The following is a 19,113-nucleotide window of genomic DNA, read 5'->3' on the forward strand; positions in this document are numbered from 1 at the left end:
GTCAAGCTCCTATTCCGATCATGGCGAAGATGGGTCCGATGGACTGGATCGCGGTGTAGAAGGTCACGAGGGTGGCGGCCGTGCCGATGACCAGCAGCCATTTCGGGTACGACGTTAACCGCAGCAGTCGTGGTCTGAACCAGCCGATGTACATGAAGATCGACAGGCCGATGGGCAGGATGAGGCCGTTGAAGCCGCCGACGAAGACGAGCAGGGTCGCCGGTGCCGTGCCGAGGATGACGTAGACGATGAGCGAGACGGCGATGAAGGTGACCGTGGCCAGCTGGAGCGGCCAACCTCCGTCGAGGCGTTTGGAGAATGCGGAGAGGAAGGTCGCCGAGGTGTAGGCCGCGCCGATCACCGAGCTCAGGGCCGCGGCCCAGAAGATCGCGCCGAAGATGCGGATGCCGGCGTCGCCGAGGACGGCGGCGAAGGCCTGGCCGGCGGGGTTGGCGACCTGGCTCTGGAGGTCCAGCGCCACTCCGGAGGCGACGACGCCGAGGATGGCGAGGAAGAGCACGTAGCGCATGATGCCGGTGACGATGATGCCGGTCAGTGCCGAGCGCATGACACCGGCGGCGTGTTCGGGTCCGCTGTGTCCGGAGTCGAGGTAGCGGTGGGCACCCGAGTAGGTGATGTAGCCGCCGACGGTTCCGCCGACGATCGTCGTGATCGTGGCGAAGTTGATGGTGTCGGGCAGGAATGACTGCTTGATCGCCTCACCCACCGGAGGGGAGGAGGCGATGGCGACGAAGACGGTGAGGACGATCATTCCCACGCCGAGGACCATGACGACGGCGTCGACGACCTTGCCGGCGCGTTTGAAGAGGAAGATCGCGATGGCCAGGACGCCGGTGACGATGCCGCCGAGCTTCGGATCGATGCCGAGTAGGGCATTGAGGCCGAGGCCGCCGCCGGCGATGTTGCCGATGTTGAAGGCGAGTCCGCCTAAGACGATGAGGACGGAGAGGAGGATCCCCGATCCCGGGACCGCAGAGGAGGCCAGCTGTGCGGCGCGTTTGCCCGAGGAGGTGATCATGCGCCAGATATTGAGCTGAATGGCGATATCGATGAGGATCGAGATGAGGATGGCGAAGGCGAAGGCCGCCCCCATCTGCGCCGTGAAGGTGGCCGTCTGGGTGATGAATCCCGGCCCGATCGCCGAGGTGGCCATGAGGAAGATGGCACCGACGACGGCGCTGCGGCTGACCTTTCCGGCGGTCTTCTCTGCAAAGCCGGAACTCGTCGAGGTCTCCTGCGTCTCGTTGGGCGATTCTGACATGGCGTCTCCCACTGTGGATGATGTCGGGGTGTTCGTTTCGCTTCCGGCGGTCGGGGGCGACCGCTGTGTCTCAGCTCACCGCCGTGGCGAATTTGTAGTGAACAATCTAGCATCGATTGTTCTACAAAACTAGATCCACTTCACATTTCCCGCCTGCTTCCGTCAGCAGAATATGGTCCCGGTCACTAGACTGGGGCTCATGACTCACGAATCGTCCCTGGTCAATCGGCTCACCGAGCTTCTCACTGCCGGAGAGCTGCGGCCCGGGGAGAAACTTTCTGAGGCCTCGCTCGTCGAGCGTTTCGATGTCTCCCGCAATACCCTGCGTGAGGCCTTTCGCGTTCTGGGTGAGCAGGGTCTGCTCCAGCACATTCCACATCGCGGGGTGTCCGTGGCTTCGCCGAATACGGCCGATGTCGTCGACATCTATCGGGTGCGCCGGGCGATCGAGTGCTCGGTGCTCGAACGTGCTCCGCGCAATCACCCCCATGCCGTGCATATGGCCGAGGCCGTCGAACAGGCGAAGGCGGCAGCCGCTGCCGAGGATTGGCTGCTCGTGGGAACCGCGAACATGAGCTTTCACAACGCCCTCGTGTCCATGTCAGACAGTGTGCGCCTGATGCGCTCGTTCGGCAATGTCCTCGCCGAACTGCGTCTGGCGTTCCTCAAGGTCGAAGTCCTCGACTTCCTCCACGCCCCGTTCGTCGATCGCAACCAGGGAGTCCTCGATGCCTACCTGGGGGAGAGCCCCGCGGAGGCAGCGAGGCTGCTCGAGCGCTACCTCGGCGATTCGGAGCGCCAAGTGCTCGGAGCTTACGCTCGCGCCGGCCAGGCCTGAGGCGTTTCGGCGGTCAACGCCCAATCCGCGCCAATTTCGGCTCGATCAACGCGAAACTCGATCCAGCTGGGCTCGATCAACGCGAAGCCTGAATATGTCGTCACCAGTGACGACTTATTCAGACTTCGCGATGCGGTCTGCAGCGAATGTGGATGAATGCAGAAAACCGCCGTCCGGATGATCCGAACGGCGGTTCTGCTGCTGCTGCTGTGCACCCCCCGGGACTTGAACCCGGAACCCACTGATTAAGAGTCAGTTGCTCTGCCAATTGAGCTAGAGGTGCGTGCTGCGCACGTCGCGCAACGAGAATTAATATTACTCAGGTTCCCAGCCTCCATGCAAACCGAGAGCGAACCATCTGGGTATTTGTGACCGATGTCGCATACCTGCAGGTCGCGGTCGTCCATCGCCCGCTCTTTGCGATCCGGAACCCACTGATGACGAGTCTGAACTGGCGGGTTTCGGGGAGGTGCAACCGATCCCGACGTTACAGATACATTCCCGAACTCGACTGCTCGGCCGGTTCGGAGATCGCGTGCACGTCGCGCTCTCGCAGGAGCACATACGCTGTGCCTTCGAGCTCGACCTCGGCGAGGTCCTCCGGGTCGTAGAGGACGGTGTCGCCGAGGTTGGCCTGCCGCACGTGTGGGCCGGCCGCAACGACCTTGCCCCACACGAGCCGCTTGCCCATGCTTGCGGTCGCCGGAATGACGATCCCGGCCGAAGACTTGCGTTCCCCGGCCTCCTCGCCCGGATCGAGCAGGATCCGGTCGTGGAGCATGCGGATGGGCAGAGCGGAATCAGCCACGCTTGTTCCGGCCGGACAGTCCGACGACGAGAGCTGCCACACCGAGGACGAGGCCGGCGCCGAGGGCCACAGCTTCGGTCTTGGGGGATCCGTCTTCCTCGACGACGCCGGACTTGGCCTTGTTGACCGCGCGGGTCGCGATGACCTTCGGGCGGATGCGGCCGACGAGCTCGTCGATGTTGTCCGCGATCCGCTCCTCGCGCAGGCGGATCGATTCCGCGAGCTGTGCGGGTGTTGCCTTATCGACGGTCACATCTGAGGTGTAGACGTTGTCAGTCATCGGGTCGCGTCCTCCGGGTCGAGAATACATCGGTGCCTGCGACGGGGGTGCCGCAGTGGTTCGCTGTCAAGCTTAACCGCTGAAATCTCTCGGTGTCAGATATTGCCCGGGGTGATCCGGAAAGTCACGATCTCCACGACCGCCTCATCGGGCATCGTCGGGTAGTGCTCGTGCAGATTCGCAATATAGGAGGTCACGTCCGAGTTCTGCGACAGGTGCAGATCGGCGGCGGTCAGCTCGCCGAGGCGGCGCGACGTCACCGAGGTGACCTCGACCGGCGTTGTCCCGTGTGCGGTGCTCTCGAAGTAGGCGAGGGCCGGGCCGGTCTGATGGGCTTCGTTCCAGCGGACGGTCAGTGTCTTCCTCGCCGAGGTGACCGCCTCGAAGTAGCGGGCGTGGAATCTCAGGAGGCGTACGGGTGCGGCGTCCGGGTGGCGGTAGGAATGGGGGAGGAAGGCGGAGACCGGGGAGATGTCCGGCGCGGCCCCCTCCGTTCCGGGAAGGACGATGAGAGCGTCCGGATGCAGGTCGCGGATGACCTGCCGGCATCGGCCGCAGGGCGGGAGCACACCTCGACCGTGATCGCCGACGGCCGCAATCGTGACCAGTGGGCCGGCTCCGGCGGCAGCGGCAGTGCCGATGGCGACGAGTTCCGCGCAGGGCCCACCGGTGAAGTGGAAGACGTTGACGCCGGTGTGGATGCGGCTGTTCGTGTCCATGGCCGCAGCGGCGACGGTGTGGTTCGAGTCTATGCCCAGGGAATCGGCCAGCGCGGCGGCGGCTTCGATGACGCGCAGTTCTGCGTCGAAGAGTTCCATGCCTGCGAGTCTATGCCAGGGGACGGAAGGCAGAGGCCGAACTTACTCCTGCTTGTTGCGTCGTCCCATGATGTAGATGATGAATCCGACGGCGGCCATGCCGGAGGCGGCAAGGACGAAGACCGGCCAGGAGCTCACGATCGTTGAGACGATGGATTCGCCGAACGAGGTCGAGGGCTGACTGTTGCCGCGCGGTGAGGGCTGATCGCCGCCGGTGATGAGGTCGGTGTCATCATCGGGGGCCGGAGAATCCGGATTCCGCGGCACCGGGTCGGAATAGTCCGGGGGAGGTGCTGATTCGTCGTTGCCAGGCAGCCAGTCGTCGCCGGTGTCGCCGGGGATCTCATCGCGTTCGTCCTGCGAGCCGTTGCCGGTCGAGGGATCCGGCGTGTTGTCGTCACCTTCGCGTCCGTCGGGGCCCGTGGCCGTCCCCGAACCGTTCTTGTCATCGGAGTCCTCGTCCTCGGAACCCTCATCGTCGGAGTTCCCGGAGTCAGAGCCGTCTGAGCTGCTCAGGCCCTCCGAGCTGCTCGATGAATCGGAATTGCGAGAGGAGCTCGAATCGGAGTCTCGCCCATTGCGATCGGCGTCCGCCGAATCTGCGTCTGCAATGGCCGAGGCGCGGTCGCGGTCATTGCTGTTCGCGGAGGAGCCGCTGTTGGACCCGCTGTCGTTGCCGTTTGAAGCCTTATCGGAGTCCGAGCTCGACGTGGCACCGGACTCATCGCCGTCGGCTTGGCTGCCGCTGTCGGAGTCGAAACCGTCGGCTGCGTCGTCGTTCCCGGCAGCCTTGTCTGAGCTGCCGTTGGAGTCCTCGCTGGACCCGTCTTGCGAAGCGTTGGAGTCGGCCCCGGACGATGCCGAAGCCCCGCCCTCGTCGGGCTCCTCGTACTCCCTACCGTCGACGGTGATCCGTCCATCTTCGACCTCGAAGCGCCATTTGGGATCCTCGGTGAAGTGTTTGAAGACCATTGCCTCGGTTTCGCCCTTCGCAACGACTTCGCCGTTCTTATTGAGGAAGAAATCTGTTGGTACATCTTCCTGGTCTGCCGCGGAAGGAACAGCGTTCCCGCTGTCGTCGGTGTCAGACTCTGAATTGGTAGCCGCTGAGTCCTGCAGGGGTATGCGAAGGCGGTTCTTAGGGCCGGAGAATGGTTTATCCTTCCAGTTTCTTGGCATGTGCCCCTGCTGGCCATTTGGCTCCGGGAGCGTAAGAGTCTTGGTCTGCCCGTCAAAAGTTGCCGTCAACTTGCCATCGATTTCGCACGGCTCGCTTTTCGCGCCGTCCGACGGGTCCGCACACGCAGCATCATCATTGCCAGTGCCGCCCTGGTCATCGCCCTCAGCCTCGGAAGACGAACCGTCGGCGGAATCGGCTCCCTCACTCTCGGCCTCTGATCCGGATCCGTCGGCGCCGCCCTCGGAGGCAGCAGAGGTATCGTAACCGGCCCCGGCCTCCGCAGCGGAAGCGGAATCGGAACCTCCGGAATCGGCACCATCAGCCGCCGAGGAACCAGGCGAACCGGAATCGGAGTCCGCGTTCGCAGAATCGGCGGAGTCCACCTCGGCGGCGGGACTGGGCTGGGCATATGCGGCAGTGGAGGTCAGAGTGTCGGAGAAGGGCAGCATCAGCAGGGCAAGGGCAGTGCCGAGGGCGGCCGCTCGGCGGCTGAACTCGCGGGTGGCTGGCACTGGGTTCCTTCGCGGTGGGGATTCCGACATCATTTACTCAAGGGAACATGGCGCATGGGTACGTCGATCACCATCATAATGGCTAGGCCAGACGTGAAAAAGCCGCGCTTCACTGTTCTTGAGTCTCTGACTTCTTGTCATAGGCGCGGATGGTCGAATCCTCGCCGTCGACGATGACAGTGTTGCCGCCATCGGTCATGGCGAGCAGTCGCGTGTCCGTACGGTAGGCGTGTTGCCCTGCCAGCAGGCATGATGCTTCGTTGTCGATGGTGCAGGGCACGATCGTTCCGCGCGGTTCGGAGAGATTGATGTCCTTGCTCGAGGTGTCCATGAGCAGCAGACCGTTCTCGAGGTTGAAGAGGTAGGGGCCGATGTAGGCGCGTTGGCCGCCTTGGCCGCGGACCCAGGACATTTCGCCGACGATATCGGTCGTTGTCGTCACAGTCGAGAGGATCGAGCCGTCCTCGAGTGAGTGGACGACGAGTTGGATCCGGTGCCCCGAGTTCGTCGAGGCACCCTGTTCGCCCCACAGGGTGATCGCTTTGCCGTGTCCAGCGGAGATCCAGTCGATGATCTGCAGATCATCGGCGGGAGGTTCGAGATCGATGCTGCGTTCGTCACCGGACTTGATGTTCTCGGCCTTGACGGGTCCGTTCCAGTCGGAGCTGAAGAGTTCGTCGTTCTCGATCGCCATCGGCGTCGATCCGGGTTCCGGGGTGGGGACGTTGACCAGGCCATCGGCGCCGAAGGTCGAGAGTTTGTTGCCGGACTTGATGAGCACGCTCGTGCCCGCCGAGGTGATGCGCGCCTTCTGCGGCAGCTGATACCGCATCGGTTCGCTCTCACCGTCGAAGAGCGCCTCGGCGGTGTCGCCCGCCTGCCACAGCAGTGCCGGCTTGCCGTCGATGATCGTGTCCACGGCGAAGGTCGGGGCCTCGTCGACCTCGCCGGAATAGCGTTCCTCGCCGGTGGTGGCGTCGAGGACTTGCAGCTTGCCCTTGTTCACCACGAGCACGCCGCGGTCCGAGGCGGTCACGGAGGCGTCCTTGGGGACCTTCGTCTCCCACTTCGGAGAGTTGCTGAAGCTGGGAACGACGTCGTCGGTCGAGTCGACCGAGAGCTCAGAGGCGGGGTTGACCTGCTGCTCGGAACCGATCGTCTGCGGTGAGTCGGGCGATCCGGAGGGGACGATGTTGGGGATCACGAAGGCCCCGATCATGAGGATCGCGATCCCGATGAGCACGAGTCCGGGCACCGTGATCTTCTTCAGCCGCTGCGGCCGGTTTCGGGGAGCGTGCTTGCGCACCCGGGTCTTCTTCACCTTCGGTGCCGCCGGGGTGGCCGGTCCGGAGAACGGGGTACCGAGCGGATATTCCTCACCGTTGGCCGCCTCGGCGCCGTCGTCAGCTGTGGAGGCGGGGGAGTTCGTTCCGGAGACGTCCTCTCCACTCGCCGAGGTGGTCCCGCCATCGATCTCGGGTGCAACCGCAGAACCAGTGCCGAGTTCGGTGTCGGCTGACGAGTCGGGGGAAGGTTGGGTCGAGGAATCCGTCGAATCCGTGCTCGCCGGCGGACCTGAGGGTGCCGCGCCGACCTTCCCGGTCTCATCGATGAGGACGTCGACGCCCTGATTGCCGTTGTCGATCGTCACGGACACCGGTGTCGCGGTCTCTCGGGCGTAGTCGCCGAGATACGTCATGGCCTGCCCGGTGTCGGAGTAGCGACTCGTCGCCCCGTTGAGGGAGAGGTAGGTGAACCCGTCCTGGGAGACGGAGATCAGCGCTCGAGTCATGTACAGGGTTCCTTGGGCGGTTTCGGGGGCAGGGCCGTGACAATCCTATTGAATATGATGGAGTGCTCCTACCGCTTTTCCGAAACCGTTATACATCGCTACTGAATCGTTGCACGTCAGGAGATCTGTGTCTCATTGTGCACCATGGGCGGTTCTGGTTTGCCCGGCCGAGGTCCTGAGGTTAAGATGTATCTTGCTGCCTGAACCTGGTTGCAGGCATTGTGGTGGGTATAGCTCAGCTGGTAGAGCGCCGCGTTGTGGTCGCGGATGTCGCGGGTTCAAGTCCCGTTACTCACCCTGACGAGGAAGCCCCGAGAACTGCTGGAACGAGCGGAACTCGGGGCTTCTTTCATATTCACCACCAGTGTTTGAGCACCGTTTGGGCACACACTAAGACCGAATACTTTGCTTCCGAGACGGCCGCTGGCGTGGCCTGACCATTTCAGTTCCACGCAGGCTCTCCACAGAACCCGGGGCTTGACACCGCACTCACACATCGGAGTTCACCATCTCGAAGCTTGACTGAGAACGCGTTTAGTCCGCTCTCGTCGCGGACCAGTTCGGAATCAGCCTCCTCTTTCGACAGCCGTTTTTCGCTTGCATTACTGTATTCGAAGGCAGGGCGGGGGGCCGCGGCTCAGAGCCAGCAGACCTTTTCGGGGGAGATGGAGACGGCGAGAACAGCTCTGCTCCCAGCCAGCGTATGAGGGTGATGCTGAGCAATATCCCGACGACTACCCACACAAGGTGACCTCCACGTCGACCGTGTCCAGGACTGTAGCCGAAGGAGCCAGGAAGTGGGAGAGGCAGTGACCGACCAGTCCACCACGACCAGTCAGCCACCCGGCGTGAGACTCACACAGTTCATCCGTGGACCGTTGCCTGAATACCAACCAGCGCCTCGAGAGCACCAATATCGGTGAGAGAGGCGACTGTCCGAACACTCAGTTGACCGCACCTCAAAGTGCACTGACGAGAGAATCAAAGATTTCTCAAAGAACGTGCGGAGGATTCAGCACCGAGGGCGTCCTGACGAAGCAACGTTCCGCGGAATGGCAGGGAAAGCTGACGTGGACGCTCGACTGAGAATCGGATCAACGCGAAGGTTGACCTTCCCGAAGACCCCTGCTTGAGGTGAATTCCGTCACACCCCACAGAGAATTGGAAGACCGATGAGAATCCTCAAGTCCGCCCTCGCAGCGACTACCATCACCGGCCTCACTATCGCGGCCGTCGGCATCACACCAGCAACCGCCTCTCCAAGCGAAACAGTTCAAGTTCAGAGCTCCACCCAAAGCTCACAATCGAAGAACCTAGAACTGTCCGAAGAAGAGCTGAAAGAAGTCGGTCTCACCAAAGACGACGCTGCGAACCTAGAATCAGACGTTGCCAAAGCCATCGACGCGGCCGAAAAGGACGGGTCGATCACCTCTGCAGAAGCAAAGAGCCTGCGCTCCAACCTGCTCTCCGAATCCGAAGAAGACGGAGTGGGAACACAGGCTCTACCGGTCTGGGCCGCTGCGGCCATCGTCGGATGTGCTGCATCAGTGGCGACTGGCGAGGGTAAGACCCAGGTCAAGAACGCCTCGAAGAACGGCGGCGTCGACGAAGCCACAGATATTGCGATCGGCATCGGCGTCGACTGCGTGTTCGGCGCAGTCCCCGTGGATTAATCGGAGCAGCCGCTAAGAAGGCGATGACCACTCCGATCAAGAAGGCGCTGAAGCCTCACGTGAAGAAGATCATCGAGAAGCTCAACAAGGGAGACTGACGAATCAATCAGGGAGATCGGCGAAGCTCTTTGAGAGACCGTTGACTCTATGCGGCCCCCATGGACGAGCTACCATGGGGGCCGCTGACTCGAAGGGCCTGCAAACGAATGACTTCAAAGATGTACACGTTGCTGCTTGGCGTCTCCGCGCTCTGCGCGTGGGGTTCTCTTGCGGAAGTCGTCAAAGCTTTCCTTCGACACGAACCCGTGGGAGGAGTCGTCTGGGGGTTACTCGGCGTCTCGGCACTCATCGCCGTAGGGGTCTGGTTGTCTTACCGTTCGAAAAGTACCCGCCCCGAAGTGAAGAGCTTCATTGGCAGCGTGCGCCAGGGAGCCGCACTGCTGTGCGCCTATGTGCTCGCGTTCGTGCTCCCCGGGTTTTTTGCTCGTGGTGCCGACATGTTCGATCTGGTGTTCACAGCAATCGTCGTGGCAGTCATAGTCTGGTTCGTTCTCTTCCTGTTGAGGAGACGCTACTTTACGCCACCTGACAGCGCCGAAGGCCTGTAGATGAGTCGCAGGCGTGACCGGGGGGCACCGACAATGGCTGCTGACGACCGGCCTGTGCATGGAGACCAGCGACCCCGACGCAGGACGGGAGTACGGGTGGAAGATTGTCGGGGAACCGGGGCCGAGACTGGTGACGTTCTCCGACTAGCTAGGCGAGCCGTCGACTTCACTTTCTGGGAATTTGACGTAGTCCTTCCGTGTGGAACCCGTACGGAACCGAGGGCGACCGCCACGGTTGATCTGATCGACATCATCCCCAAGATGCTCTACGTTGTCTGCCCTCCATCCATTCGCCGCCGCCCAGCCCTTGATGGCTCTGGGATCCATCGCATAACCGGCATCCTGAAGCATGACAACGGCCCCACAGTGTGGTCCTTCTCGAATTCCGCGCCCGAAATAGTGGTGTTGTGGTTGAAGAGGCTGGTTATTCCCTCCGGGCCCCGGATGATCGCAGGATCTATTTCGGCTTTCTGTTCGTCCCAGATCGAAGGATCGCCAAGGGGCTCAGCTTTCGAATACTTCACCCAGGGGTAGATGTTCTCGGTCACCCACTCGATAACTTCGATCGAGGAGACCTGAGCCCAACTGCGGCCACCGCCGCAGCGATGTCCTCTGGGTCGTCTCAGGCGATGACCAGGGGATCATTCTCGACTCTTCCGCGGACACCTCGACCGATCACATGATTGACTTCGCGATGTGAGTCAATGAAACGCGCGATGATCGGGTTATTCGACTTGTTCGAGCGCCGGTGAGTGCAGACCGCAATTGCGGAGGCAGACTCATCGCCGTTGTACTCGGCGATTGCCCAGTTGAGCGCTGCTCGAACTCCGTGATCGGGATGCTGGGATCAAAGTTGTACATGCGTCACTCCATTGTTCAAAGGTTCTCAGCATCCTATTCCGGAGAACTACATCCAGCGTCGCGACGCTGGCCTACTGCATGAACGTCTTCCACCGGCCTTGCCTTCGTTCGAAAGCGAACCGTTCCGCCCTCAACCGCCTAACACGCTCCACAACGTCCGGAGCGTAACTGTACGCCGCATCCGTATCCACCAGCCCCTCAAGCACGATCGAATACTTCTCGGCCGGGAGATCGATCCGCCGGCACAAGGAGTCACGGGCAATCTCAGTGTGCGCGGTCTTCTCCAAGTCGAGGATCATCCGGTCATGCGCGGACAGCTCGTTCGCGGTGCCAGGGACCATAGGGGCCAGTGTGGCATAGACGGATGAATAGCAATCGTTCACCAACGCCCTCGACACCAGTTGCGATCGCCAGATTGATCGTTAAGTTTTCGCGCAATTCCATACTTTCGTGGGAGGCGGAGAAGCCACGTCGCCGCATATGGTCGCCGTACATCGAGAAAGGACGTGCACATTTTCAAGTCCCGGGTTGGGAGACAAACCGAGGCCGACTTCACGATATGGTTGGCCCGGCGCAGCTCCCGGTTCTCTTTCTCGAGGTCCTTGATCCGCTGGGCATCAGCGGTGGTGGTGCCGGGCCGCAGTGTTTCCGGGTTCACGCCGAGCTGGTCACCGATACGGCGGAGCATGTCGCGGCGGGCACCGGGGTCGGTTTCGAGTGCGTCGAGGACCATGCGGACCGCTCTCTCACGAAGCTCGAGCGGGTATTTCCTCTGGGGCATGACGGGGAAGTCCCTTCCATGGCTTCACTGTCACCATTATTCCCGGGGCGAATCACCATTGCTCGCGTGGTCTTATGAACTCGCGGCATCTAACGGGTCGTTCACCTCTGAGACGGCTTCCGGTCCCTTGACTCCCTGATGGCGACCACCGCACCCGAGATTCCCGCGAGGGCGCCGAGCGCGAGCAGTGTGCTCATGACAAGCAACTGACCGCCGAGGGTCAAGGCGAAGACTGCACCTGCGCACAGGAAGGCCATGGTGACGAAATACCAAACGGCTGTCGAGGAAGGTTGCTTGGCGTTCGGCATGGATTAAGGATAACCGAATGTCGCTTGCTGTCGAATGGCACGCTCGCGTAGCTCAACGGATCACGGTTTGGCGATCCGCCCGGTGATCGTGTCGAACTCCGCCTGTTCAATGACCCCGCGGTCGCGGAGATCCGCGAGTGTTTCGATTTCGGAGAGGTATGGGCGAGTGGGCCTGCTCGGCCGTCGTTTCCTGAGAGCTGCGCTGGCGATCAGAGCGATCACTGCCGAAAGGACGGCGACGATGGCAAGGCCGACGAGGAAGATGATCGTGACGTGTGGCAGCGCGAATCCCATTGCGGGCCTTCCGGAAAGAGTGTGGGCGGCTCGTGCGCGTCCACGGTGAAGCCAAGCCAGCTTACAGCATAAACGCGGTTACTTGAGTCCGTATTCTCGTATATCTTCGACGAAGCTGGACACTGAAGACCGAGCCTATCGGCGCGATCCGATTAGGCCATGTCTCCTTTACTGGCGTAGCCATGTCAGGATCGCGCTGATCACGACCGCCGCCCGATAGGTGATCGCGAACGCAAGTACTCACGATCGGCTCTGGACCCGTAAGCACGATCAGCTCCCTGCCGTCTGCCAAGGTCCCAGGCGGTCACGGACAGGGTCGCGCCAGGCGATGCCAGCCCGATATCGGCAGACGACTTCCTCGACGATCCGGCGATCGTTCTCAAACGGCCGGGCTCTCTTACCGACATTCGAGGGTAGTAAAGGTTCGATCCGTGCCCACCGATCATCGGTGAAGACCTGATGTCGTTGCTGTGTAGCCACTTTCTCACCGTGTCGAGCCATGGGCTCCGAACAGAGGGGACATGCCCTAGCTCAATTGCAGATGCAGCAACGGGTATGGTCGCCCGGCCTCGTCGTATTCACTGCGGCCAATTTGCTGGAAGTCTCGATGTATATAGAACCCAACCGCTTGGACATTCTGCTCGTTGACATCAACCTTATTGACACCGTGTTCATTGATTGCGTGACTCAGAAGTCTGGTACCGATACCACTACCGCGGTGCTCGGCGTCGACGAACAGCATTTCCAAGTTCCCGTCGAGCACTCCCGAGAATCCCGCTGGTTGGCCATCTATCTCGGCGATAGTGAGCGAAACGGCAGGAAAGTAGTCGCTCACTAGCTTGGATTCGATCGCATTCCTGTCCTCATCGGAAAGGAAGTCGTGGGTGGCTTCGACCGCGCTCCGCCAGATTTCTACGAGCGGTGGATAGTCCGTTGGACCTTGGGACGGCCGGACACTGATTTCACTCATATCTTCATTGTGGCAGAGAGTCAGTCGTGCACGTGAACTGCTCGCGCACTTTAGCAATTCGTTCTGCCTGGGTCGCCACCGTGGTTCCACACCTGGGCCAAGTCAGATGGTCGCGTTCATCTCTCCGGAAGCGCACTCAAGCGGCAGGCAGTCCTAGACACACTACCCGCCCGAGGCAGCCCTGATCGCACTCAGCTCCGGTTCGCGCTCGCCTCGTGTTGGACTACGTCGGTGATGTGTGGGTCGACGGGACGGCCGCGCGGCTCGGGTTCGACGGGGCGAACTTCGGCGAGGCCAAGTAGTCTCGAAGCGATGCCCTCCTATGCGTCGTTCGGTTCCCGTGCCTCCCGAGCGGAAGCGACGTCGTCGACGACAACGACGATGTGTCGCAGACTTGTGATCAAAGCTCCATAGAGCGGCCAGGAGGTTTCGGGGAGCTTTCCATCGCCTGAGAGGTTCTTTGCCAGCGTGTCCAGACGATCATAGACCGGTTCGACATCGGCGTCAGGGTCACTGATGGAGTGACCGGTGTCCTTGACGATCTCAGCCCACTTGCGACGGAACCGTGTGTCCCATTCCCCCTCGGCATACGAGGCGTCTCTGAGCGTGCGAGCTAAATTCCGCAGGTGTGAGATCCCTTCATCGACGCGAGAGAGAATGTTCGAGTAGTCCTCTTCCCCTGCCTCATGGTGCTCTCTGTTCGCTCGCTGGTTCTTGAGCGTCTTTCGCAGGTCTCCTCTCGGGTTCGCCTTTCTGCTCTCTCGCGCGAAGCGCACGGACTGCCAAGCGGTATTGAGTTCGTCGGTCATCGATTCTGTTTCGCGGAACCAGTCCTCCGCCCGGTCGGTGTCCCAGGAGTCGCTGAATTCGTCTGACATGTTGATGAGGACGTCGCCCATGCGCCGGTTGATGCTGTCGACGTAGCGGGAAGCTTGCCGGTCCCGAATCGGCGGGATGATGATGAGGTTGACAGCGAGACCGACCGCGACGCCGAGCGCGATCTCGACGATGCGCTCCACGAGCAGGGGCTGCTGACTGTCGAAGCCACTCCCAAGGACGAATATCGCTGTGGTGGCAATGGCGATTCCCTCATCGCGGATCCACGTCACGCGAGCTCCGATGAGTCCGACAAACAGTGCAAGAGCAAACGTCCACAGGCTGACTCCGAGGAAGCTGCCGATTAGGAACGACAGGCCAACGCCGATCGCGGAGGCCACCGTCGACTGCGCGCCTCGAGAGAGCGACCGGTAGACCGTCGCGTGAACGGTGAGGAGAGCGGTCCATGGTGCGAGGAATGGCATGGCCGAGTCGAGGATCGTGATCGACAGCCACCATGCCGCCGTGGCAGCGATGACTGTCTTCACGATCTGAAGGGTGTCGGTGGTGAATTCTGGGCGTTGCAGGGTTTCGATGATCTTCTTAGTTGCCATTGGCAGGGTCTTCTCCGTGTTAAGTGGCAGAAGTGTACTGACTACACCGTAAGCTCAGATGGCTCGAAGGTGAGAATTCGTGTTGGTCGAGACAGACGTCCATACGGGCCGTCAAGAACATGACGATGCGTCCACTTCTTACCCACATCCCACCGTTACCGGGCGAAAATACCGGGGCATCGCGGGGTGTCAGGAGGCCCGAGAATCCGTCGATCATGGCCCCGACCAGCACTTATGCACAGGTTCAAGTCCCGTTACTCACCCCGATTGAGAAGCCTCGGGAAGCGGTGGAACAAGCGGAACTCGGGGCTTTCTGTGTATTCGGCGTCGGCCGTGAAGCTCGCCATCTGTCTCCGCCACATTCCGCCCCTTCTCGATAGGTGACAGCGCAGGCCCCTCTTCGCTGAGCCCCTACGTCGCGTCTTCTCCCCGGGCCCGCACCCGAGCGGCCGCGCTAGCCTTGTCCCATGAGCATCGATCTTGCCGTCGTCGGCAGCATCAACGTCGACATCACCGCGACCACCCGCCGCCTGCCGGCCGCGGGCGAGACCGTCGGCGGAGGTCGGCTGCTCCACTCGCCCGGTGGGAAGGGTGCGAATCAGGCCACCGCAGCGGCCCGCCTCGGCGCCCGCACCCGGATGATAGGGGCGGTGGGACACGACGCTTCGGGGGAGGCGATGTTGCAGGCACTCGATCGCGCCGGGGTCGACCGCCGCGCGATCGCCGAGGTGGATGTGGCGACGGGAACTGCTCTGGTCATGGTCGATGCGCACGGGGAGAACCAGATCGCCGTGTGCGAAGGAGCGAACGCCCAGGTCAGACTCGACGGCATCGACTTCGGCGAGGACGAAGCCGTGCTCACGCAGCTCGAGATCTCCCTCGACCTCATCAGCGAACTCGCCCGTCGAGTCCCCGGTTACCTCGTCATCAACGCCGCACCCGCCATCGAACTGCCCGCCGAGGTGGTCCAGCGGGCCGATCTCATCATCGTCAACGAGACCGAATACTCGTTGCTCCCGCAGCTGCGGGATGCGAGATGCGTGGCCGTCACCTACGGACCCAAAGGCTCGGCTCTGCTCGAGCACGGACAGCAGATCGCCTTCGTCGAGGCTCTGCCGCGGACCCCGGTGAGCACCGTCGGTGCCGGTGACGCCTTCTGTGCGGCGCTGACCATCGCCCTGCGCTCCGGACTGAGTCCCACACGATCCCTGCGCGCGGCCAACGCCGTCGGCGCAGCTGCGGTGATGGATGCCGCCGCGCAACCACACTTCGACACACTTGAGACTGTCCTCGCCGGACTCGACTGACATGCCAGACTGGCCCCGAGGCCAGCACCAACCGCCGACCAATCGAGGAGGAGACATGACGAGCGCACCCAACTACGACCGCTCACTGTTCACCGGGCTTAGCGCCTTCCCGCTGACGCCGCTCAACGATGAGCGCATCGACGAGGACGCCTACACCGGACTCATCGAACGCCTCGTCCTCGCCGGCGTCGACTCCATCACGGCGCTGGGATCGACCGGATCCTATGCCTATCTCGATACCGCAGAACGCGCCCGCGTGGCCGAGCTGACCGTCGAGAACGCCCTCGACATCCCGGTCTTCGTCGGCATCGGGGCCCTGCGCACCCGCGATGTTCTCGCCAACGTCCGTTCCGCTGAAGCGGCCGGTGCCCAGGGCCTCCTGCTCGCCCCCGTGAGCTACCAGGCACTGCGGGAGACCGATGTGTTCGAACTCTTCCGCACCGTCTCCGAAGCTACCGATCTGCCCATCGTCGTCTACGACAACCCGGGCACCACCCACTTCACCTTCACCACCGAGCTCTACTCCCGCCTGGCCGCACTGCCCACAGTCGCCTCGATCAAGATCCCCGGCATCCCGCTCTCCCCGTCCGGCTGGTGCGATCACATCGCCGAGATCCGCGCCGCAATCGGCGCCGAGGTCACGATCGGCATCTCCGGAGATGTCTTCGGCGCCGCGGGACTGACCGCCGGCTGCGACGCCTGGTACACCGCCGTCGGCGGCACCCTGCCCGGCCCGATGCTCGACATCACCCGTGCCGCACAGTTCGGCAGCGCCGACCACGCACTCGAACTCTCCGCCGAACTCCAACCCCTGTGGGATCTGTTCACCGAATTCGGCGGCAGCCTGCGCGTGAGTGCGGCGATCGCCGAACACCTCGGGCTCGTCGGCCCCGGAAGTCTGCCGCTGCCCATCCTCGGACTCGACGACGAGGAGAAGGCGAAGGTCGCCGAGGTGGTCGACCGCCTCGAACTCGACTGAGCCCCCACCTCGGCGCGCGGGGCATCGCGAGCGGACCACCACCTCGGCGGGCTGGGCACCGCCACCGGACTCCCGCCTCGGCGGGGGTGCCGAGTTCACCCGGCGTCCATCTCCAGTTCGGGGCGGGGCCAGACTGACTGCCTATGAATGGATGATTGTGGGCACGCTCGGCCCGCGCCCATTTCTACTCCGGAGACTCGATGACGCACCCCGCCGCCGCGACGACGATCACTGCCTCACTGGCCGCACTGACCTTGGCCGCCGGCCTCACCATCGGCCAGACGATCGCTCTCGGAGGTGCAGCCCACGCCGCCGAGGTCAGCGATCCGATCAGCCACTCCGCACCGGACGCCGCGCTCGAACTCGGGTTCCTCGGCTCCCACGAAACGGGTCAGTTCGACGAGGCCGCCGCCGAGATCACCGCCGTCCACGGCGACACCGTCTTCACCGTCAACGCGCAGTCCGCCACCGTCGACATCATCGACGCCTCCGACCCGAAGAGCCCCGAGAAGGTCGGCGAGATCACGGGCTCCGGCGTGGCGAACTCCGTGGCGATCCGCGAGGACGGGCTCGGCGTCGTCGCCCTCGAAGACGAGGACAAGACGAAGCCGGGATCGCTGATGTTCTTCGACGCCACCGACACCTCGGCGCCGGTGCTGGGAACCGTGCCCGTCGGCTCCCTGCCGGACATGGTCACCGTCACCCCGGACGGCGAACACGCGCTCGTCGCCAACGAAGGGGAGCCCGCCGATGACTTCTCCGCCGACCCGGAGGGCTCGGTGTCCGTGATCGACCTGCCCTCCGAGGTGGCCGCGCCGGAGACCTCGGGCGTGCACACCGCTGACTTCCACGGCTTCGAGGAGGGCGGGGCGAAGACCCTGCCCGAAGACGTGCGGATCTTCGGACCGAATCCCGAGGGTGACCTGTCGGTCTCGCGCAACCTCGAACCCGAATACATCACGGTGGCCGGGGACAAAGCGTATGCCACCTTGCAGGAGGCCAACGCGATCGCCGTCGTCGATGTCGCCTCGGCCGAGGTGACCGAGATCCTCCCACTCGGGTTCAAGGACCACGGGCGGGCCGGCAACGGACTCGACGCCTCCGACCGGGATCCCGAGGACGCCCCGGAGGTCAACATCACCGAATACGAGGGGCTCAAGGGCGCGTACATGCCCGATACGATCTCGACGTTCTCCGCCGGCGGCACCGACTATCTGGTCACCGCGAACGAAGGCGACTCCCGAGAATGGGGCGACTTCATCGACGCGGCCAGGTTCAAAGACCTCGGCGAGGACGACCTGGCACCCGTGTGCGAGAACTCGCCGTTGGCTGACAAACTCGGCGATGAGGATCTGGGCCGGCTCAACGTCATCACCGATAAGGGCCTGAGCGAGGACGGTGACTGCTACGAGGAGCTCTATGCCTTCGGCACCCGCTCATTCTCCGTGTGGACGACCGACGGGAAGCTCGTCGCCGACTCCGGTGACAGCTTCGAGCAGATGACCGCCGAGGCGATCCCCGACTTCTTCAACTCCAACCACTCCGAGTCGAACCTCGAGGGACGCAGCGATGACAAGGGACCCGAGCCCGAGGCGCTGACCATCGGGGAAGTGGGGGAGAAGACCTACGCCTTCGTCGGCTTCGAACGGGTCGGCGGAATCGCCGCCTTCGATCTCAGCGACCCGGCTTCGCCCGAGTTCGTCACCTACTTCAACAACCGTGACTTCTCCGTCTCGGTCGAGGACGAGATCGAGGATGCTTCGGACCCGAAGACACTGCTCTCGAGCGCCGGGGACCTCGGGCCGGAGGGAATCACGTTCCTCTCCGCCGATGAATCGCCTTCGGGTGAGGCCGCGCTCGTCGTCGGCAATGAGGTGTCGGGCACGACGAGCCTGTACTCGGTGGCGAACCTCGCCGATGACGATGATGGGGACGAGGGCGCCGAGGCCTCGTCCGAGGCGAATGGCGATGAGGAAGCCGGCGCGGATAGCGAAGGTACCGCGGACGATGAAGGCGGCGCGGATGAGGCTGCCGGCGCGGAAGCCGACAGCGGAGCCGCCGAGGATGCAGAAGCAGGCAGCGACGACGCGGCCGACGCCGATTCCGCCAGTGGCACGCAGGACGCAGACCAGTCAGCCGACTCGGAAGGCTCGAAAGCGTCAGAAGGGGCCGAGGGCTCACAGAACGGCAGCGACTCCTCCGACGACGACAATGCGGGTCCCCTGCCGCGCACGGGTGCCGACCTCGGTCAGTACCTCATCCTCGGCGGGATCGCGCTCGGGCTGATCATTATCGGCGTCGTCGCCTTCCTCCTCACCCGTCGTCGCCGCTGAGCCGGCGGGCTCACTTCGAGAGCAGACACGAGCGACGAGAGCCGACCGCCGCGTGGAGA

Annotated in this window: 19 protein-coding genes and 2 tRNA genes; 7 read left to right on the forward strand and 14 right to left on the reverse strand. The window is 62.9% G+C overall.

What is annotated here, in order from left to right; genetic code table 11:
* Position 1 precedes the first annotated feature (1 nt).
* Positions 2–1,282, reverse strand: coding sequence for an NRAMP family divalent metal transporter (locus tag ACH82I_RS16380; RefSeq protein ID WP_413334155.1), 1,281 nt, complete (start codon positions 1,280–1,282; stop codon positions 2–4).
* 199 nt (positions 1,283–1,481) lie between these two features.
* Between ACH82I_RS16380 and ACH82I_RS16385 the strand changes: the two genes are divergently transcribed.
* Positions 1,482–2,120, forward strand: coding sequence for a GntR family transcriptional regulator (locus ACH82I_RS16385; RefSeq protein ID WP_413334157.1), 639 nt, complete (start codon positions 1,482–1,484; stop codon positions 2,118–2,120).
* A 210-nt stretch (positions 2,121–2,330) separates the two neighbouring features.
* On the opposite strand, the gene ACH82I_RS16390 is transcribed toward ACH82I_RS16385, so the two are convergent.
* The 6 genes from ACH82I_RS16390 to ACH82I_RS16415 form a co-directional block, all read right to left on the reverse strand.
* A tRNA-Lys gene (locus ACH82I_RS16390) sits at positions 2,331–2,403 on the reverse strand.
* Positions 2,404–2,607: 204 nt separating this feature from the next.
* Positions 2,608–2,928 carry a GroES family chaperonin gene (locus ACH82I_RS16395; protein ID WP_230744940.1) on the reverse strand — a complete coding sequence of 107 codons (321 nt, stop codon included), beginning with the start codon at positions 2,926–2,928 and terminating at the stop codon, positions 2,608–2,610.
* Positions 2,921–3,208 (reverse strand): DUF3618 domain-containing protein, encoded by a 288-nt coding sequence (locus ACH82I_RS16400; protein WP_230744941.1) that lies wholly within the window; start codon positions 3,206–3,208, stop codon positions 2,921–2,923. The genes ACH82I_RS16395 and ACH82I_RS16400 overlap by 8 nt, the downstream gene beginning before the upstream one ends.
* Positions 3,209–3,303: 95 nt before the next feature.
* Positions 3,304–4,026: an ASCH domain-containing protein gene (locus ACH82I_RS16405; protein WP_413334160.1), complete on the reverse strand. Its 723-nt coding sequence runs from the start codon at positions 4,024–4,026 to the stop codon at positions 3,304–3,306.
* A gap of 42 nt (positions 4,027–4,068) precedes the next feature.
* A complete protein-coding gene (locus ACH82I_RS16410) occupies positions 4,069–4,998 on the reverse strand; it encodes a hypothetical protein (RefSeq protein WP_413334162.1) in 930 nt (309 codons plus the stop codon).
* Positions 4,999–5,827: 829 nt separating this feature from the next.
* Positions 5,828–7,510 carry a hypothetical protein gene (locus ACH82I_RS16415; RefSeq protein ID WP_413334164.1) on the reverse strand — a complete coding sequence of 561 codons (1,683 nt, stop codon included), beginning with the start codon at positions 7,508–7,510 and terminating at the stop codon, positions 5,828–5,830.
* Between the two features lie 224 nt (positions 7,511–7,734).
* On the opposite strand from ACH82I_RS16415, the gene ACH82I_RS16420 reads away from it, so the two are divergent.
* The 3 genes from ACH82I_RS16420 to ACH82I_RS16430 all read left to right on the forward strand — a co-directional run bounded on the left by ACH82I_RS16420 (position 7,735) and on the right by ACH82I_RS16430 (position 9,791).
* Positions 7,735–7,807: transfer RNA gene (locus ACH82I_RS16420), tRNA-His, on the forward strand.
* An 875-nt stretch (positions 7,808–8,682) separates the two neighbouring features.
* Positions 8,683–9,183: a hypothetical protein gene (locus tag ACH82I_RS16425; RefSeq protein ID WP_230744945.1), complete on the forward strand. Its 501-nt coding sequence runs from the start codon at positions 8,683–8,685 to the stop codon at positions 9,181–9,183.
* A 218-nt stretch (positions 9,184–9,401) separates the two neighbouring features.
* A complete protein-coding gene (locus ACH82I_RS16430) occupies positions 9,402–9,791 on the forward strand; it encodes a hypothetical protein (protein ID WP_230744946.1) in 390 nt (129 codons plus the stop codon).
* 932 nt (positions 9,792–10,723) lie between these two features.
* Here the strand turns inward: ACH82I_RS16430 and ACH82I_RS16435 are convergent.
* The 7 genes from ACH82I_RS16435 to ACH82I_RS16465 form a co-directional block, all read right to left on the reverse strand.
* Positions 10,724–10,993 carry a DUF3263 domain-containing protein gene (locus ACH82I_RS16435; RefSeq protein ID WP_413334165.1) on the reverse strand — a complete coding sequence of 90 codons (270 nt, stop codon included), beginning with the start codon at positions 10,991–10,993 and terminating at the stop codon, positions 10,724–10,726.
* A gap of 38 nt (positions 10,994–11,031) precedes the next feature.
* Positions 11,032–11,385, reverse strand: a complete 354-nt coding sequence (locus tag ACH82I_RS16440) for a hypothetical protein (protein ID WP_230744948.1) — start codon at positions 11,383–11,385, stop codon at positions 11,032–11,034.
* A 149-nt stretch (positions 11,386–11,534) separates the two neighbouring features.
* Entirely contained in the window at positions 11,535–11,741 is a 207-nt protein-coding gene (locus ACH82I_RS16445) for a hypothetical protein (protein WP_230744949.1), read from the reverse strand.
* A 60-nt stretch (positions 11,742–11,801) separates the two neighbouring features.
* A complete protein-coding gene (locus tag ACH82I_RS16450) occupies positions 11,802–12,035 on the reverse strand; it encodes an SHOCT domain-containing protein (protein ID WP_230744950.1) in 234 nt (77 codons plus the stop codon).
* Between the two features lie 270 nt (positions 12,036–12,305).
* Positions 12,306–12,536, reverse strand: coding sequence for a transposase (locus ACH82I_RS16455; protein WP_413334168.1), 231 nt, complete (start codon positions 12,534–12,536; stop codon positions 12,306–12,308).
* Positions 12,537–12,561: 25 nt separating this feature from the next.
* Positions 12,562–13,005, reverse strand: coding sequence for an acetyltransferase (locus ACH82I_RS16460; protein ID WP_230744951.1), 444 nt, complete (start codon positions 13,003–13,005; stop codon positions 12,562–12,564).
* Between the two features lie 320 nt (positions 13,006–13,325).
* The gene (locus ACH82I_RS16465; protein ID WP_413334170.1) at positions 13,326–14,435 is read right to left on the reverse strand and encodes an FUSC family protein; all 1,110 of its coding nucleotides are present in this window, start codon (positions 14,433–14,435) and stop codon (positions 13,326–13,328) included.
* A 467-nt stretch (positions 14,436–14,902) separates the two neighbouring features.
* On the opposite strand from ACH82I_RS16465, the gene ACH82I_RS16470 reads away from it, so the two are divergent.
* From ACH82I_RS16470 to ACH82I_RS16480, 3 genes are all read left to right on the forward strand, one after another.
* Positions 14,903–15,742 (forward strand): ribokinase, encoded by an 840-nt coding sequence (locus ACH82I_RS16470; RefSeq protein WP_230744953.1) that lies wholly within the window; start codon positions 14,903–14,905, stop codon positions 15,740–15,742.
* A gap of 55 nt (positions 15,743–15,797) precedes the next feature.
* The gene (locus ACH82I_RS16475; protein ID WP_413334172.1) at positions 15,798–16,721 is read left to right on the forward strand and encodes a dihydrodipicolinate synthase family protein; all 924 of its coding nucleotides are present in this window, start codon (positions 15,798–15,800) and stop codon (positions 16,719–16,721) included.
* A 200-nt stretch (positions 16,722–16,921) separates the two neighbouring features.
* Positions 16,922–19,054 (forward strand): choice-of-anchor I family protein, encoded by a 2,133-nt coding sequence (locus ACH82I_RS16480; RefSeq protein WP_413334173.1) that lies wholly within the window; start codon positions 16,922–16,924, stop codon positions 19,052–19,054.
* The last annotated feature ends 59 nt before the right edge of the window (positions 19,055–19,113 follow it).

It is taken from the genome of Brevibacterium sp. GP-SGM9, from assembly GCF_047300845.1.
Lineage (GTDB): Bacteria > Actinomycetota > Actinomycetes > Actinomycetales > Brevibacteriaceae > Brevibacterium.

What these genes read in the sequence shown, in the direction of transcription:
- ACH82I_RS16435 (WP_413334165.1), bottom strand. Translation starts at nt 10,993, where the DNA reads ATGGTCCCTGGCACCGCGAACGAGCTGTCCGCGCATGACCGGATGATC.
- ACH82I_RS16380 (WP_413334155.1), bottom strand. Translation starts at nt 1,282, where the DNA reads ATGTCAGAATCGCCCAACGAGACGCAGGAGACCTCGACGAGTTCCGGC.
- ACH82I_RS16450 (WP_230744950.1), bottom strand. Translation starts at nt 12,035, where the DNA reads ATGGGATTCGCGCTGCCACACGTCACGATCATCTTCCTCGTCGGCCTT.
- ACH82I_RS16455 (WP_413334168.1), bottom strand. Translation starts at nt 12,536, where the DNA reads ATGGCTCGACACGGTGAGAAAGTGGCTACACAGCAACGACATCAGGTC.
- ACH82I_RS16410 (WP_413334162.1), bottom strand. Translation starts at nt 4,998, where the DNA reads ATGGTCTTCAAACACTTCACCGAGGATCCCAAATGGCGCTTCGAGGTC.
- ACH82I_RS16465 (WP_413334170.1), bottom strand. Translation starts at nt 14,435, where the DNA reads ATGGCAACTAAGAAGATCATCGAAACCCTGCAACGCCCAGAATTCACC.
- ACH82I_RS16480 (WP_413334173.1), top strand. Translation starts at nt 16,922, where the DNA reads ATGACGCACCCCGCCGCCGCGACGACGATCACTGCCTCACTGGCCGCA.
- ACH82I_RS16425 (WP_230744945.1), top strand. Translation starts at nt 8,683, where the DNA reads ATGAGAATCCTCAAGTCCGCCCTCGCAGCGACTACCATCACCGGCCTC.
- ACH82I_RS16440 (WP_230744948.1), bottom strand. Translation starts at nt 11,385, where the DNA reads ATGGTCCTCGACGCACTCGAAACCGACCCCGGTGCCCGCCGCGACATG.
- ACH82I_RS16405 (WP_413334160.1), bottom strand. Translation starts at nt 4,026, where the DNA reads ATGGAACTCTTCGACGCAGAACTGCGCGTCATCGAAGCCGCCGCCGCG.
- ACH82I_RS16430 (WP_230744946.1), top strand. Translation starts at nt 9,402, where the DNA reads ATGTACACGTTGCTGCTTGGCGTCTCCGCGCTCTGCGCGTGGGGTTCT.
- ACH82I_RS16475 (WP_413334172.1), top strand. Translation starts at nt 15,798, where the DNA reads ATGACGAGCGCACCCAACTACGACCGCTCACTGTTCACCGGGCTTAGC.
- ACH82I_RS16445 (WP_230744949.1), bottom strand. Translation starts at nt 11,741, where the DNA reads ATGCCGAACGCCAAGCAACCTTCCTCGACAGCCGTTTGGTATTTCGTC.
- ACH82I_RS16400 (WP_230744941.1), bottom strand. Translation starts at nt 3,208, where the DNA reads ATGACTGACAACGTCTACACCTCAGATGTGACCGTCGATAAGGCAACA.
- ACH82I_RS16470 (WP_230744953.1), top strand. Translation starts at nt 14,903, where the DNA reads ATGAGCATCGATCTTGCCGTCGTCGGCAGCATCAACGTCGACATCACC.
- ACH82I_RS16415 (WP_413334164.1), bottom strand. Translation starts at nt 7,510, where the DNA reads ATGACTCGAGCGCTGATCTCCGTCTCCCAGGACGGGTTCACCTACCTC.
- ACH82I_RS16460 (WP_230744951.1), bottom strand. Translation starts at nt 13,005, where the DNA reads ATGAGTGAAATCAGTGTCCGGCCGTCCCAAGGTCCAACGGACTATCCA.
- ACH82I_RS16385 (WP_413334157.1), top strand. Translation starts at nt 1,482, where the DNA reads ATGACTCACGAATCGTCCCTGGTCAATCGGCTCACCGAGCTTCTCACT.